This is a genomic window from Paraoerskovia marina, assembly GCF_900105445.1.
GTDB classification, from domain to species: domain Bacteria; phylum Actinomycetota; class Actinomycetes; order Actinomycetales; family Cellulomonadaceae; genus Paraoerskovia; species Paraoerskovia marina.
Map to the genome: position 1 here is coordinate 1178189 of NZ_LT629776.1, position 14713 is coordinate 1192901.

Sequence of the window (14713 nt, forward strand, 5' to 3'; positions counted from 1 at the left end):
AACCCAGGTCTCTTGATGTCAAGAGTCTTGACAGTGCCTATGCGGCGCGCAGGGCGTCCTTCACCTTGATCCGAGCGCCGCTGCTGAGCACCGCGCCAGCGTAGATCCGGCTCGCCAGCCAGATCACGACCGGGATCGTCGCGAGCGCGAGCCCGACCGAGACGGCGATCTCCCAGCCGGCGACGCCTCCGACGGCCATCCGCACCGGCATCAGCAGGGGCGAGCAGAACGGCACCAGGGAGAGCCAGGTGACGACGGGGCTGTCCGGGGCGTAGGGGGCGATCGAGACGCCCACGATGTACGGCACCATCATCAGCGCGGTGAACGGGGCCAGCACGGCGCCGACGTCCTCCTGGCGCGAGACCAGCGAGGCGGCACCGCCCAGCGCGAACGCGTACGTGACGAACCCGATGAGGAACCACACGACGGCCCACGCGGCGGTCGCCCCGAGGTCCACCACGTCGGGGTCGACGAGATCGAGCGCGACCGCCGTGCCCGCACCGGCGCCGACGACGAGCACCACCTGGACGAGGGCCACCAGCCCGATGCCCGCGACCTTGCCCACCATGAGCTGCCACGGCCTGAGCGTGGAGAGCAGGATCTCGACGACGCGACTCTGCTTCTCCTCGACCACGCCCTGCGCGATCAGCTGCCCGGAGGTCATGATCGCGACGAAGATGAGGATCCCCGTGGCCAGCGCCGAGATGAATCCTGCGGGGTCGAACTCGTCCTCGGCGTCGAGCGCGGTCACGGTCGGTGCCGACTCTGCGACGCTGCCGGTCACGGCCGCCGGGTCCCCACCCAGCTCCTCGATCGCGGCCGTGAGGGTCTGCTGCTGCGAGACCGCCGCGACCGTCGCCTCGAGGGCCGGGTCGACGGAGGAGTCGACGACGATCTCCGTGCCCGCGCCCGTGACGTCGACCAGGGCGTCGAGGTCGCCGTCGGTCACGGCCTGCTCCCCGGCGGCTCGGTCCTCGACCGCGCTCGTCGTCACGTCCGTGCCGCCGGCGGCGCTCGCGGACTCGACGCCCGCCGTCAGCGACGACGCCGCCGGCGTGAACCCGACCTGCTGGCCCTCGTCGTCCCCGCCGACGAGCGAGAGCGCGACCGGCCCGAGCACCACGGCCGCCACGAGGAGCACGGTGGTGACGATGTACGCCTTGGAGTGCAGCAGGCGCTGGATCTCACGGCTCGCGACGAGTCGGATCGCGGGCCAGGTGCGGTCGCTCATGCGGAGGCCTCCGTGGCGGTGGTCGGGTCGGTCGGGCGGTCGGCGTCCACGCGCACGACGTCGCGGTAAAGCTCGGTCAGCGGGCGGCGCACGCGGGCGAACTCGGTGACGTCCCCCTGGGCGAGCGCGGCGCGCAGCACGGTCTGCTCCGAGCCGGGCGTGCGGGGCTCGAACGTGATCCGCGACCCCGACCGCCCGACGACGCGGACGTCGTCGGGGACCCAGGCCGGCGTCGACGCGTCGCTCGTGCCCGGCACGTCGACCACCCACTGAGGGTTTCCGATGCTGCGGAGCTCCTCGACGGTGCCGACGGCGTCCATCGCGCCGGCGGCGATGATGCCGACGCGGTCGCACAGCGCCTCGACGAGCTCGAGCTGGTGGGAGGAGAACAGCACCGGGACGCCCGCGTCGGCGCGCTCGCGCAGGACGCCGCTCATCACGTCGACCGCCACCGGGTCGAGACCGGAGAACGGTTCGTCGAGCACCAGAATCTCGGGGTCGTGCACGAGGGCGGCCGCGAGCTGCACGCGCTGCTGGTTACCGAGGGAGAGCTTCTGCACCTCGTCCTCGCGGCGCTCGTCGACACCCAACGTGCTGGTCCAGCGCTCCATCGAGGCGACGGACTCGGCCTTGGACAGGCCGTGCAGCCGGGCGAGGTAGACGAGCTGCTCGCCCACCTTCATCTTGGGGTAGAGGCCCCGCTCCTCCGGCATGTAGCCGATGCGACGTCGGAGGGCGTGGTCCACGGGACGGCCCGCCCAGCGGACCTCGCCCGCGTCGGGCATCAGGACGCCGAGCACGATTCGCATGGTGGTCGACTTCCCGGCGCCGTTCGAGCCGACGAAGCCGAAGATCTCGCCCGAGCGGACGTCGAACGACGTCCCTCTCAGCGCCTTCCGGCTGCCATAGCTCTTGGTGAGGCCGTCGATCTCGAGGGTGCCCATGCCACGGATCCAACCATGTGCCGGTGGTGAGGCCAACCCGCCGTCCGGCGCCTGTGGACCGTCAGCCGCGGACCTCGGGCCCGAGGGGCTCGCCGGTCAGCGTCGGCTTCCGCTCCATCCCCGACAGCCCGTTCCAGGCCAGGTTGACGAGGTGTGCCGCCACCTCGGTCTTCTTCGGCTTGCGCACGTCCAGCCAGTACTGCCCGGTGAGGGCGACCATGCCCACGAGCATCTGTGCGTAGAGGGGCGAGCTCGCCGGGCTCAGCCCGCGCCGTTTGAACTGGTCCGCGAGCAGATGCTCGACCTGTGTCGCGACGTCGCCGATCAGGCTCGAGAACGTGCCGGTCGCCTGCGCCACGGGGGAGTCTCGGACGAGGATCCGGAACCCGTCCTCAGATGTCTCGATGTACTCCAGGAGCGCGAGCGCCGTGCGCTCCAGCAGGATCTTGGGGTGCCCGCCCGCTTCGAGAGCACCCGTGAGGACACCCGTCAGGGCCTGCACCTCGCGGTCGACCACGACGGCGTAGATCCCCTCCTTGCCCCCGAAGTGCTCGTAGACGACCGGCTTGGAGACCCCGGCGCGCGAGGCGATCTCCTCGACGCTCGTCCCGTCGAAACCCTTCTCCGCGAACAGCACGCGGCTGACCGAGATCAGCTGTTCACGGCGTTGACTGGCAGTCATGCGGGAGCGGACGGGACGCTTCGATTCGGATGCCACGTCCCCATGATGCCGTAGGAGCCTGGTGGGGGCCGGGGCTGTCCGGCGCACTCGTCGAGACCTGGCAGACTAGGGGAGGACGTTCGCCGTCCGGTCCGCCTTGGTGTAATCGGCAGCACACGGGTTTTTGGTGCCCATGGTCCAGGTTCGAGTCCTGGGGGCGGAGCGTGCACCACAGTCGTCGATGGGAGCTCATGTGACCAGCGCACCACCCCCCGCAGCGGTCGTCGTACTTGCTGCAGGCCAGGGAACCCGGATGCGGTCCGCCGTCCCGAAGATGCTTCACGAGGTGGGCGGTCGTTCCCTCGTCGGGCACGTCGTGGCCGCCTCGCGAAGCCTCGACCCGGAGCGGCTCGCCGTCGTCGTCCGCCACCAGGGCGAGGCCGTGGCCGACCACGTCCTCGCGCTCGCCCCGGAGACGGTGATCGTCGACCAGGACGAGATCCCGGGCACCGGGCGGGCCGTGCAGTGCGCGATGGCCGAGCTCGACGCCCGCGCCCTCGCGGCTGCGGCCGCCGAGGGGATTCCGGAGGGCCAGGAGGGTCGCGGCGCGGGCCGAGGGCTCGCCGGGGCGGTCGTCGTGGTCGCCGGTGACACGCCGCTCGTCGACGGCGACGTCCTCGCGGACCTTCTCGCCGCCCACCACGCCGAGGCGAGCGCCGTCACCGTCCTCACCACCGTCGTCGAGGACTCGACCGGCTACGGACGGATCGTGCGCGACCACTCGACGGGCGACGTCGTGCGGATCGTCGAGCACAAGGACGCCACCGAGGTCGAGCGCGAGATCCGCGAGATCAACTCGTCGATCTACGTCTTCGACGCCGCGGTGCTCCGCGACGCCCTGGGCAGCCTCGGCAGCGACAACGCGCAGGGCGAGGTCTACCTGCCCGACGTCCTCGAGATCGCCCGCGACGCCGGCGGTGCCGTGCGCGCCGTCGTCGCCCCGGACCCGATGACGGTCGAGGGGGTCAACGACCGCCGCCAGCTGGCGGCACTCGGCGCCGAGATGAACCGTCGGGTGCTGGACCGCTGGATGGCGGCCGGCGTCACCGTCGTCGACCCGGCCACCACCTGGATCGACGTCGACGTCGACCTGGCCCAGGACGTCACGATCCTGCCCGGCACCCAGCTGCACGGGGCCACGAAGGTCGCCACGGGCGCCGTCATCGGCCCGGACACGACGCTCACCGACGTCGAGGTCGGCCTGAACGCCACCGTCGTGCGGACCCACGGGTCGCTCGCGGTGATCCGCGAGGGTGCCAGCGTCGGGCCTTTCGCCTTCCTGCGCCCCGGAACCGACCTCGGCAAGAACGGCAAGATCGGGACGTTCGTCGAGACGAAGAACGCCGAGATCGGCGAGGGGTCCAAGGTCCCGCACCTCTCGTACGTCGGGGACGCCACGATAGGCGAGCACACGAACGTCGGTGCCGCGTCGATCACGGTCAACTACGACGGCGTGAAGAAGCACCGCACGGTGATCGGCTCGCACGCCCGCACGGGTGCGGACAACATGTTCGTCGCCCCCGTCACGGTCGGAGACGGCGCCTACACGGCAGCAGGCTCCGTGATCCGCCGCGACGTCCCCTCCGGTGCGCTCGGCGTCAGTGCCGGCTCGCAGCGCAACATCGAGGGGTGGGTGGCACGCCGCCGCCCCGGAACCGCCGCCGCCGAGGCCGCCACCGCGGCTCTCGCGGGAGACACGGAAGACGGCGCGACGTCGGTCCTGGGCGCACAGGCGCAGGCCGAGCACGCTGGACGCACCGCAGCGGCGGCCGCCGCCGCGGACAAGCCGACACCCCCGCCCCCCAGCCCCGGTGTCGCCACCCTTGACGGACTCAGCGAAGGGCCTGACGCACGATGACCACCATGCTCCCCGGTACGAGCGAACGCTCGCTCGTCCTCGTCTCCGGCCGTGCACACCTCGAGCTGGCGCAGGACGTCGCTCAGGAGCTCGGCATCGAGCTGCTGCCCACCAGCGCCTACGACTTCGCCAACGGCGAGATCTACGTGCGGTTCGGCGAGTCGGTGCGCGGCGCGGACGTGTTCGTGCTGCAGAGCCACACGTCGCCGATCAACCAGTGGATCATGGAGCAGCTGCTCATGGTCGACGCCGCCAAGCGTGCCTCGGCGAAGACCGTGACCGTGGTGCAGCCGTTCTACGGGTACGGCCGCCAGGACAAGAAGCACCGCGGGCGCGAGCCGATCTCGGCCCGCCTCATGTCCGACCTCTTCACCACCGCCGGCGCGGACCGTCTGATGAGCGTCGACCTGCACGCCGCCCAGACCCAGGGGTTCTTCGACGGGCCGGTCGACCATCTGTGGGCGATGCCGATCCTGACGGACTATGTCCGCACCCGGGTCGACACCAACAACGTCACCGTCGTCTCCCCGGACGCCGGCCGTATCCGTGTTGCCGAGCAGTGGGCCGCGCGTCTCGGCGGCGGGCCGCTGGCGTTCGTGCACAAGACCCGCGACGTGACCCGGCCGAACCAGTCGGTCGCCAACCGCGTCGTCGGCGACGTCGAGGGCCGCGACTGCGTGCTCGTCGACGACCTGATCGACACCGGCGGCACCATCTCGGAGGCCGTGAAGGTCTGCAAGGCTGCCGGCGCGAACTCGGTGATCGTCGCCGCCACCCACGGCGTGCTCTCCGACCCGGCCGCTCAGCGGCTGTCGGAGTGCGGGGCGAGCGAGGTCGTCATCACCGACACGCTGCCGATCGCACCGGAGAAGCGCTTCTCCCAGCTGACCGTCCTGTCCATCGCCCCGCTGATCGCCCGCGCGATCCGCGAGGTCTTCGACGACGGTTCCGTGACCTCGTTGTTCGACGGCAACTCCTGACCGCACCCGCCGGTGGAAGCCTCCGCCGATCGGGTGGAGGATGCTACGTAGGTGTTCTCACGCATTGACCCTCGTCGCGCCGACGGGTGACAGTGGGGCATGCCTGTCGACGGAGGAGGACACATGCGCGTCAGCGTGATCGTCCCGACGTTCAACGAAGAGCCGAACGTCGAGGCGCTGGTGCGCCGTGTGGAGGACGTCGTCCCCGTCGACGACGCCGAGATCGTCTTCGTGGACGACTCGACGGACGGAACCCCTGAGGAGATCGAACGGGTCGCCGCCACGTCGTCGATCCCGGTGCGGATGATCCACCGGGACGACCCCGTCGGCGGGCTGAGCGGTGCGGTGGTCGCGGGCTTCCAGAGCTCGACGGCCGACTGGTGCCTGGTGATGGACGGGGACCTGCAGCACCCGCCGGAGATGATCCCGGTGCTGCTCGAGACAGGTGCTCAGACGCAGGCGGACGTCGTGGTGGCCTCCCGCTACGTCGGCGGCGGCAGGGCCGACGGGCTGAGCGGCTGGGTGCGCCACCTCGTCTCCCGCGGGTCGATCGCCCTCGCCCGGTCGATGTTCCCGGTGCGCCTGCGCGACTGCACGGACCCGATGACCGGGTTCTTCGCGATCCGCCGGTCCTCGATCGACATGGATGCGCTCCGACCCCGCGGGTTCAAGATCCTGCTCGAGCTGCTGACGCGCAACCGGCTCAAGGTGGTCGAGGAGCCGTTCGTCTTCGGCGAGCGGCACGCCGGGGACTCGAAGGCGAACGTCCGCCAGGGCATGGACTACCTGCACCAGCTCGCGTCGCTGCGGTTCGGCCGGATGTCGCGCTTCGCCGTCATCGGCGCGACCGGCGCGGTCCTCAACCTCGCCATCATGGCCGGCCTGATGTCCCTCGGCGTGGTCTACGTCTGGGCGGCCGTGGTCGCCGCACTGGTGACGATCACCGGGAACTTCCTGCTCCAGGAGCGGTTCGTCTTCCGCGACCTGCGCGAGGGACGGTCGGTCTGGCGGCGCTTCGCGGAGTCGTTCTCGTTCAACGCCACCGAGGCGGCGGTCCGTCTGCCGTTCCTCGTGTGGATCGTCGAGGCGACGACGGTTCCCGCGGTGCTCGCCCAGGCCGTCACGATCGCCGTCGCGTTCCTGCTGCGGTTCGTCTTCCACGCCCGGGTGGTCTACCGCCAGGGCCGGACCAGCCCGACCAGCCCCCTCCTGTCGTCGACCGAGTCGGTGCACGACGACACGGTCCGGGGTGCTCGGCGAGCCGAGTAGCACGCTGCTGAGACGCCGTCGCACGGTTTCGCTCGGGGCCTTCTGCCAGGTACAGTGGCTAGGTTGCCTCGGCGAGGGACGTCTGACGGGCCAAGAACTGCCGGTCCGTGCGGCTCCGTGATCGACTGGGCGGTCAGCTTTCTCTGCTGCGAGCGTCCGTCGCGCGTCCCACGCCGACGCAACCGCCACGTCGTGGCGGCTTTCCCCAGCCGTTCATGACTGCCGAGCGCTCCCACTCGCTCTCGGCCCGCACATATTGCAGGAGTAATCCACATGCCTGAGATCAAGCTTGACGCCGAGACCCGCACCGAGTTCGGCAAGGGCGCTGCCCGCCGCATCCGTCGCGCCGACAAGATCCCCGCCGTCCTCTACGGCCACGGCGAGGCTCCTCGTCACATCACGCTCGAGGGCCACCAGACCATGATGGCGATGAAGCACTCGAACGCGCTCTTCGCGGTCCAGGTCGACGGCGGCAGCCAGCTCGCGATCGCCAAGGACGTGCAGCGCGAGGCCATCCGCGGCTTCATCAAGCACATCGACTTCCTCGTCGTGAACAAGGGCGAGAAGGTCGAGGTCGAGGTCGACGTGCACATCACGGGCGAGTCCGCGCCGGGCACGATCCACGTCGTCGAGAGCCAGTCGCTCACGATCGAGGCGGACGCCACCAACCTGCCCGAGTTCGTCGAGGTCTCGATCGAGGGTCTCGAGGAGGGCGCGAACGTCACCGCCGGCGACGTCACGCTCCCCGAGGGTGCCGAGCTCGTCACGGACCCGACCCACACGGTCGTCACGATCTCGGTGCCGCGCGCCGAGGTCGCCGCCGAGAACGAGGACGCCGCCGCGGACGAGGCGCCCGCAGCCGACGAGGCCTGATCCTCGCCGCACGTACGCTGACGAACGCCCGGACCGCACGGTCCGGGCGTTTCGTCGTCGCCGCCCGACCACGGGCACCCGAGAAGGAGCGCGCATGAGCGAGCGGTGGCTCGTCGTCGGTCTGGGCAACCCGGGCCCCACGTATGCAGGCAACCGGCACAACGCCGGGCAGATGGTGCTGGACGAGCTCGCGCGCCGGTGCGGCGCGACCTTCAAGGCGCACCGGGCCAACGCCGTCGTGGCCGAGACTCGGCTGGGCACGCTGCCCGGCGGGGCCCCCGGGCCGCGGGTGGTGCTCGCCAAGCCGCTGACGTACATGAACACCTCGGGCGGTCCGGTCTCCGCGCTCTCGAAGTACTACGACGTCCCGCCGGAGCGCGTCGTCGTCGTCCACGACGAGGTCGACATCCCGTTCGGGACGATCCGGCTCAAGGCTGCCGGCGGCGAGGGCGGTCACAACGGGCTGCGTGACATCTCGAAGGCTCTCGGCACCCGGGAGTATGTTCGGGTGCGGGCGGGCGTCGGTCGTCCTCCCGGTCGGCAGGACACCGCCGACTACGTGCTGAAGGACTTCGGGACGGCGGAGCGCAAGGATCTTCCGTTCCTCCTCGACGACGCGGCCGACGCCGTCGAGACCGTCGTCACCCAGGGCCTGCTCGCGGCTCAGGGAACGTTCCACGCGAAGGGCTGACATGGACCTCACCGGACTGCTGGCGCCACTGCTCGAGGACGCGGGCGTCCGCGCCGCGGTCGCCGAGGTGCGCTCCCGGGGCGCCGTCGACGTCGTCGGGCCGGCCGGCGTACGTCCGCCCCTGCTCGCCGCGATGTCGGCCAGGGAGACGGGCCGCCCGCTCGTCGTCGTCACCGCCACCGGGCGCGAGGCGGACGAGATGGCCGCCAACATCCGCAGTTTTCTGCCCGACGCCGAGTACGACGACGTCGCGGTGCTCCCCAGCTGGGAGACCCTCCCGCACGAGCGCCTGTCGCCGCGCAGCGACACCGTCGCCAAGCGGATCGCCGTCTTCCGCCGCCTCGCGCACCCGACCTCCGAGCGTGGTCAGGCCGGGCCGATCCGCATCCTCGTGATGCCGGTGCGAGCGCTGCTGCAGCCCGTGGTCGACGGGCTGGGAGAGCTGGAGCCCGTCGAGGTGCACGTGGGACAGACCGCAGATCTCACCGACGTCGCCGAGCGCCTCACCGCCGCGGCGTACACGCGCGTCGACATGGTCGAGCGCCGCGGCGAGTTCGCGGTCCGCGGGGGCATCCTCGACGTCTTCCCGCCGACGGAGGACCACCCGCTGCGCGTCGAGTTCTGGGGCGACGAGGCCTCCGAGATCCGCTGGTTCTCGGTGGCCGACCAGCGCTCGCTCGAGGTCTGCGACCACGGGGTCTGGGCCCCGCCGTGCCGCGAGATCCTGCTCACCGAGGACGTGCGGCAGCGTGCCGCCGCGCTCGTCGAACGGCTGCCCTCCGCCACGGAGATGCTCGACCGGATCGCCGGCGGCGTCGCGGTCGAGGGCATGGAGTCGCTCGCCCCCGTGCTCGTCGACCGCATGGTCCCGGTCCTCGACCTCGTCCCCGACGACGCCCTGCTCGTCCTCGACGAGTCCGAGAAGGTGCGGCGGCGTGCGCACGACCTGGTCGCGACGACCGAGGAGTTCCTCGCCGCCGCGTGGACGGGTGCGGCGGCGGGCGGATCGACGCCGATCGACCTCTCGGCAGCGTCCTTCCACACCTTCGCCGACGTCCGTGCCGTCTCGGCGCGGCGCGGGCTCGGGTGGTGGACGCTCAGTGCGTTCGGCATGGATCCTGACGGGGTCTCGACGGGCTCGACCGACGGGGTCTCGACGGGCTCGACCGACGGCTCGTCGGTCGAGCCTGTCGAGACCAGAACGACCGCCGATCCGCAGGTCGAGTCGGTCGAGACCGGCACCACGTTCGTCGTCGGTGCACGCGAGGTCGAGTCGTACCGTGGCGACCTGCAGCGGGCGCTCGACGACGTCCGTCGCCTGCAGCGCGACGGTTGGCGTCTGGTGATGACCACCGAGGGCAGCGGGCCCGCGCAGCGGATGGTCGAGCAGCTCTCGGGCGCGGACTGCGCGGCACGGCTCGTCCCGCAGCTCACGGACGCGCCGGACGGCGGGGTCGTCTCGGTCACTCCTGCCGCACTGCGCCCGGGCTTCGTCGCACCGGACCTCCGGCTCGCGGTCTTCTCCGAGGCCGACCTCACGGGCCGTCCGGGCACCAGCACCCGGGACATGCGCAAGATGCCCTCGCGGCGGCGCAACGTCGTCGACCCGCTGGCGCTCAAGACGGGCGACTTCGTGGTCCACGAGCAGCACGGCGTCGGACGCTTCATCGAGCTGGTGCAGCGGTCGATGGGCGCGGGGGCGAACGCGGCGACGCGCGAGTACATGGTCGTCGAGTACGCGAGCTCCAAGCGGGGCCAGCCGGGCGACCGGCTGTTCGTCCCCACGGACCAGCTCGACCAGGTGACCAAGTACACCGGTGGTGAGTCGCCCAGCCTGAACAAGATGGGTGGGTCCGACTGGCAGAAGACCAAGTCGCGGGCGCGCAAGCACGTCAAGGAGATCGCCTCCGAGCTGATCCGTCTCTACTCGGCCCGGCAGGCGACGCAGGGTCACGCCTACGGTCCGGACACGCCCTGGCAGCGTGAGCTCGAGGACGCGTTCGCCTACGTCGAGACGCCCGACCAGCTCAGCACCATCGACGAGGTGAAGGCGGACATGGAGAAGTCCGTGCCGATGGACCGCCTGGTCTGCGGCGACGTGGGGTACGGCAAGACGGAGATCGCGATCCGGGCGGCGTTCAAGGCCGTCCAGGACGGCAAGCAGGTGGCGATCCTCGTGCCGACGACGTTGCTCGTCCAGCAGCACTTCGACACGTTCTCCGAGCGGTACGCGGGGTTCCCCGTGAACGTCGCGGCGCTGTCGCGGTTCCAGACGCCCAAGGAGTCCGAGGCGACGGTGGAGGGGCTCCGGGACGGATCGGTCGACGTCGTCATCGGGACCCACCGCCTCATCACGGGGTCGGTGAAGTTCAAGGACCTTGGCCTGGTGATCATCGACGAGGAGCAGCGGTTCGGCGTCGAGCACAAGGAGACGCTCACGCAGCTGCGGACGAACGTCGACGTCCTCGCGATGAGTGCGACGCCGATCCCGCGGACCCTGGAGATGGCGGTCACGGGGATCCGCGAGATGTCGACGCTCGCGACCCCGCCCGAGGAGCGGCACCCGGTCCTCACCTACGTCGGTGCGTACGAGGAGAAGCAGATCTCGGCCGCCCTGCGCCGGGAGCTGCTGCGCGAGGGCCAGGTCTTCTACGTGCACAACAAGGTCGAGTCCATCGAGCGGACGGCCGCACGGCTGAACGAGCTCGTGCCGGAGGCCCGGATCGGGATCGCGCACGGCAAGATGAACGAGCACCAGCTCGACCGGGTGATCCGTGCCTTCTGGGAGAAGGAGCTCGACGTCCTCGTCTGCACGACGATCATCGAGACGGGCCTGGACATCTCCAACGCGAACACCCTGATCCTGGAGCGCGCCGACCAGCTCGGGCTCTCGCAGCTCCACCAGCTGCGTGGCCGCGTCGGCCGTGGCCGCGAGCGCGCGTACGCGTACTTCCTGTACCCGCCCGAGAAGCCGATGACGGAGACGGCGCACGACCGGCTCGCGACGATGGCCGCGCACACCGACCTGGGTGCGGGCATGCAGATCGCGATGAAGGACCTCGAGATCCGGGGCGCCGGCAACCTGCTCGGCGGCGAGCAGTCCGGCCACATCGCCGGCGTCGGTTTCGACCTCTACGTGCGGATGGTGGGGGAGGCCGTCGCCTCCTTCAAGGGCGACGCGGAGGCCGAGGCGCCCGAGGTCACCATCGAGCTCCCCGTGGACGCGCACATCCCGGAGAGCTACATCGCCCACGAGCGGCTCCGGCTCGAGGCGTACAAGAAGATCGCGACGGCCCAGGACGAGCCGGCGCTCGCGGAGGTGCGGGCCGAGCTGGTCGACCGGTATGGCAAGCCGCCGGAGATGGTGCAGGCGCTGTTCGACGTCGCGGACTTCCGCAACCACGCGCGTCGCGCGGGTCTGGCCGACATCACGGCCCAGGGCAAGTACGTGCGGTTCGCGCCCGTCGACCTCGCGGAGTCGGCGCAGCTCCGGCTGCGGAGGCTCTACCCGGGCACGGTGCTCAAGCCGGCGATCCGGGCGGTGCTCGTGCCGTTCCCGATGACCTCGCGGCTCGGTGGACGTCCGCTGCGCGGCTCGGAGATCCTGCAGTGGTCGCGTCAGCTGATCGACGCCGTGATCCTCGGGGACGTGTCCGCGGCGAGCCAGGTCGGGGCGACGGGACGGACCACCCCCGCGCAGCGGTGATACTTGGTGTGTGCCTGAAGATTCAGCGGTCGCCGCGACCGCCTCGGACGAGACGTTCGAGCGGTATGCCCGCCTCGCGCAGGCGTACCTCGGTGCGCCGGCGACCCTCGTGTCGTTCCTCGACGACACCGGCGTGCGGATGCCGGGGGCCACGGGACTGAGCGGCCCGATCGACGAGCACCGCAGGATCGACCGCACCCACTCGTACTGCCCGCACGTCGTCGCGTCCGACGCGCCGCTCGTGATCGAGGACGCGCGCGAGCACGAGTACTTCCGCACCCAGCCCGTCGTGACCGAGCTGGACGTCGTCGCCTACGCGGGGTACCCGTTGCACGACGTCGACGGCCGCACCGTGGGCGCACTGTGTGCCTTCGACCGGGATCCGCGCGCGTGGACGCCGAACGACCTGTCGGTGCTCGCCGATCTCGCCGCCTCCTGCACGGCCGAGATCCGTCTGCGCGGCGAGGCGCTGCGCGTCCAGGCCGAGCGAGACCGCGCCGAACGCTCCGCGCTGATATCCAGTCTCATGCGCGAGGTGGGCGAGGTGTTCCTCGACACCCTGCTCGTGGACGAGGTGGTCGACGCCGTCGCGCGGTGCGCCACGTCGATCCTCGGGGTCGTCCACACCTCCGTCGCGCTGCTCTCCGACGACCGACGGAGCCTGTACTGGCCCGCCCACGAGCCGATCGCGGGGGTGCCCGCGGAGCTCTGGGAGTTCATGGACCTCGACGACGACCGGTACCCGGCCGTCCGCGCCGTCCGTGACCGGTCGCAGGTCTTCCTGGAGGACGGGCCGACCGTGGTCGAGCGGTTCCCGCTCCTGGCCGAGTTCGGTGCGGGCGCCGAGGGTCTGTGGATCCTGCCGTTCGTCACACCGGGGGCCGTCTACGGCGCGCTCGCCCTGCGCTGGAGCGACGCGGTCCCGATCGCCCTGGACCTGAAGGAGGTGACGGTCGCGCTCGCCGGGAACGCGGCGCTGGCGTTGGAGCGTGCGTACCTCCTCGAGCACCGCCGAGAGGTCGCCAGCGTCCTGCAGGCGGCGATGCTCACGGACCTTCCGACGCCCATGGGCCTGGCCGTCGACGCTGCGTACGCCCCGGCGTCGGTGACGGAGGAGGTCGGCGGTGACTGGTACGACGTCCTCGAGCGGACCGACGGCAGCGTGGCGCTCGTCGTCGGGGACGTGACCGGGCACGACATCAACGCCGCGTCCCAGATGGGGCAGGTCCGCTCGACGCTCCGCACGCTCCTCTGGGAGCACGACGACGCCCCGTCCCGGGTGCTCGAGCGGCTCGACGACGTCGTGGTCGGCACCGGCATGGCGGCCGTCGCGACGATCGTCCTGGCGATCGTGTCGCCGACCGCCCCGGACGGCTCGCGCGAGCTCACGTGGTCGCTCGCCGGCCATCCACCACCGCTGCTGCGCACGTCGGCCGGTGAGGCGCGCTTCCTTGCGGCCACGCCGGGCCTCCCGGTCGGCATCGAGACGACCCGTGAGCGGCCGGACGGTTCGGCGCATCTCGTGGCGGGGGACCGCCTGGTGCTCTACACGGACGGGCTCGTCGAGACGCGGACCGTCCCGCTGTGGGACCGGCTCGAGGCGCTGCGGTCGTCCGTCGGCGACCAGGAGCCCGCCTCTGCCGACGAGCTCCTGGACCGGATGGTCCGGGCCGAGGACCGCGGGGACGACGTCGTCGTCCTCACGGTCTCGGTCGGGTCGCCGCAGCCGTAGGGGAGACCGCGGTCAGGTCCGCGCGGCCGGCGTCAGCTCGCTGACGGTCCCGCCTGCTATCCGCAGTCGGCGCTCCGCGCGCCGGGCCACGGCTGAGTCGTGCGTCACCATCACGACCGTCAGGCCGTCGTGCCACAGGCCCTCGAGAAGCTCGACGATCTCGTCGCGTGTCTCCTCGTCCAGGTTTCCGGTCGGCTCGTCCGCGAGCAGCACGGCCGGGTTCTTCACCAGTGCGCGCGCGATCGCGACCCTCTGCTGCTGGCCGCCCGAGAGCTCGACGGGCAGGTGGTGGCCCCGATCTCCGAGGCCGACCGACGCGAGGGCCGCCCGTGCCCGTTCGGCACGCTCGGCACCGGGTACGCGGGCCGGGACGAGGGCGGTCTCCACGTTCTCCTGGGCCGTGAGCGTCGGGATCAGGTTGAATCCCTGGAACACGAACCCGATCGTGCGGGCCCGGACCTCGGCAAGAACCCTGTCCGAGGCGGTCGTGAGGTCGGTGCCGTCGAGGACGACGGTCCCGCTGCTCGGGCGGTCCATCGCGCCGAGCATCTGCAGGAGCGTCGACTTCCCGCCGCCCGTCGGGCCCTGGACGGAGACGAGCTCGCCCGCGCCGATCCTGAGCGAGACCCCGTCCAGCGCACGGACGGTCCTCCCCTGGGCCGCGTAGGTCTTGGTGAGGTCGGTGATCTCGTACATCGTGGTCCTTTC

General features: G+C 71.2%; 11 protein-coding genes and 1 tRNA gene. 8 read left to right on the plus strand and 4 right to left on the minus strand.

What is annotated here, in order from left to right:
* Window positions 1–37: 37 nt before the first annotated feature.
* From BLU20_RS05295 to BLU20_RS05305, 3 genes are all read right to left on the minus strand, one after another.
* Window positions 38–1231 carry an ABC transporter permease gene (locus tag BLU20_RS05295; protein ID WP_083371859.1) on the minus strand — a complete coding sequence of 398 codons (1194 nt, stop codon included), beginning with the start codon at window positions 1229–1231 and terminating at the stop codon, window positions 38–40.
* Window positions 1228–2175 (minus strand): ABC transporter ATP-binding protein, encoded by a 948-nt coding sequence (locus BLU20_RS05300; protein WP_083371860.1) that lies wholly within the window; start codon window positions 2173–2175, stop codon window positions 1228–1230. Before BLU20_RS05300 ends, BLU20_RS05295 begins: the two co-directional genes overlap by 4 nt.
* Window positions 2176–2236: 61 nt before the next feature.
* Window positions 2237–2857: a TetR/AcrR family transcriptional regulator gene (locus BLU20_RS05305; RefSeq protein WP_043109775.1), complete on the minus strand. Its 621-nt coding sequence runs from the start codon at window positions 2855–2857 to the stop codon at window positions 2237–2239.
* Window positions 2858–2987: 130 nt separating this feature from the next.
* Here BLU20_RS05305 and BLU20_RS05310 point away from each other — a divergent pair.
* The 8 genes from BLU20_RS05310 to BLU20_RS05345 all read left to right on the plus strand — a co-directional run bounded on the left by BLU20_RS05310 (window position 2988) and on the right by BLU20_RS05345 (window position 14005).
* Window positions 2988–3059, plus strand: a tRNA-Gln gene (locus BLU20_RS05310).
* An 18-nt stretch (window positions 3060–3077) separates the two neighbouring features.
* On the plus strand, window positions 3078–4754 hold the full coding sequence (gene glmU / locus BLU20_RS05315) for a bifunctional UDP-N-acetylglucosamine diphosphorylase/glucosamine-1-phosphate N-acetyltransferase GlmU (RefSeq protein WP_083371861.1): 1677 nt from the start codon (window positions 3078–3080) through the stop codon (window positions 4752–4754).
* Window positions 4751–5734: a ribose-phosphate diphosphokinase gene (locus BLU20_RS05320; protein ID WP_029253024.1), complete on the plus strand. Its 984-nt coding sequence runs from the start codon at window positions 4751–4753 to the stop codon at window positions 5732–5734. Before glmU ends, BLU20_RS05320 begins: the two co-directional genes overlap by 4 nt.
* A gap of 123 nt (window positions 5735–5857) precedes the next feature.
* Window positions 5858–7003 (plus strand): glycosyltransferase, encoded by a 1146-nt coding sequence (locus tag BLU20_RS05325; protein ID WP_083371862.1) that lies wholly within the window; start codon window positions 5858–5860, stop codon window positions 7001–7003.
* A gap of 273 nt (window positions 7004–7276) precedes the next feature.
* On the plus strand, window positions 7277–7876 hold the full coding sequence (locus BLU20_RS05330) for a 50S ribosomal protein L25/general stress protein Ctc (RefSeq protein WP_029253026.1): 600 nt from the start codon (window positions 7277–7279) through the stop codon (window positions 7874–7876).
* A 94-nt stretch (window positions 7877–7970) separates the two neighbouring features.
* Window positions 7971–8567: an aminoacyl-tRNA hydrolase gene (pth, locus tag BLU20_RS05335; RefSeq protein WP_083371863.1), complete on the plus strand. Its 597-nt coding sequence runs from the start codon at window positions 7971–7973 to the stop codon at window positions 8565–8567.
* Window position 8568: 1 nt separating this feature from the next.
* Complete coding sequence (gene mfd, locus BLU20_RS05340) at window positions 8569–12273, plus strand: transcription-repair coupling factor (protein ID WP_083371864.1); 3705 nt, start codon at window positions 8569–8571, stop codon at window positions 12271–12273.
* Window positions 12274–12283: 10 nt separating this feature from the next.
* Window positions 12284–14005: a GAF domain-containing SpoIIE family protein phosphatase gene (locus tag BLU20_RS05345; RefSeq protein ID WP_083371865.1), complete on the plus strand. Its 1722-nt coding sequence runs from the start codon at window positions 12284–12286 to the stop codon at window positions 14003–14005.
* Window positions 14006–14017: 12 nt separating this feature from the next.
* Here BLU20_RS05345 and BLU20_RS05350 read toward each other — a convergent pair whose 3' ends face one another.
* Complete coding sequence (locus BLU20_RS05350; RefSeq protein ID WP_029253030.1) at window positions 14018–14701, minus strand: ABC transporter ATP-binding protein; 684 nt, start codon at window positions 14699–14701, stop codon at window positions 14018–14020.
* Window positions 14702–14713 lie beyond the last annotated feature (12 nt).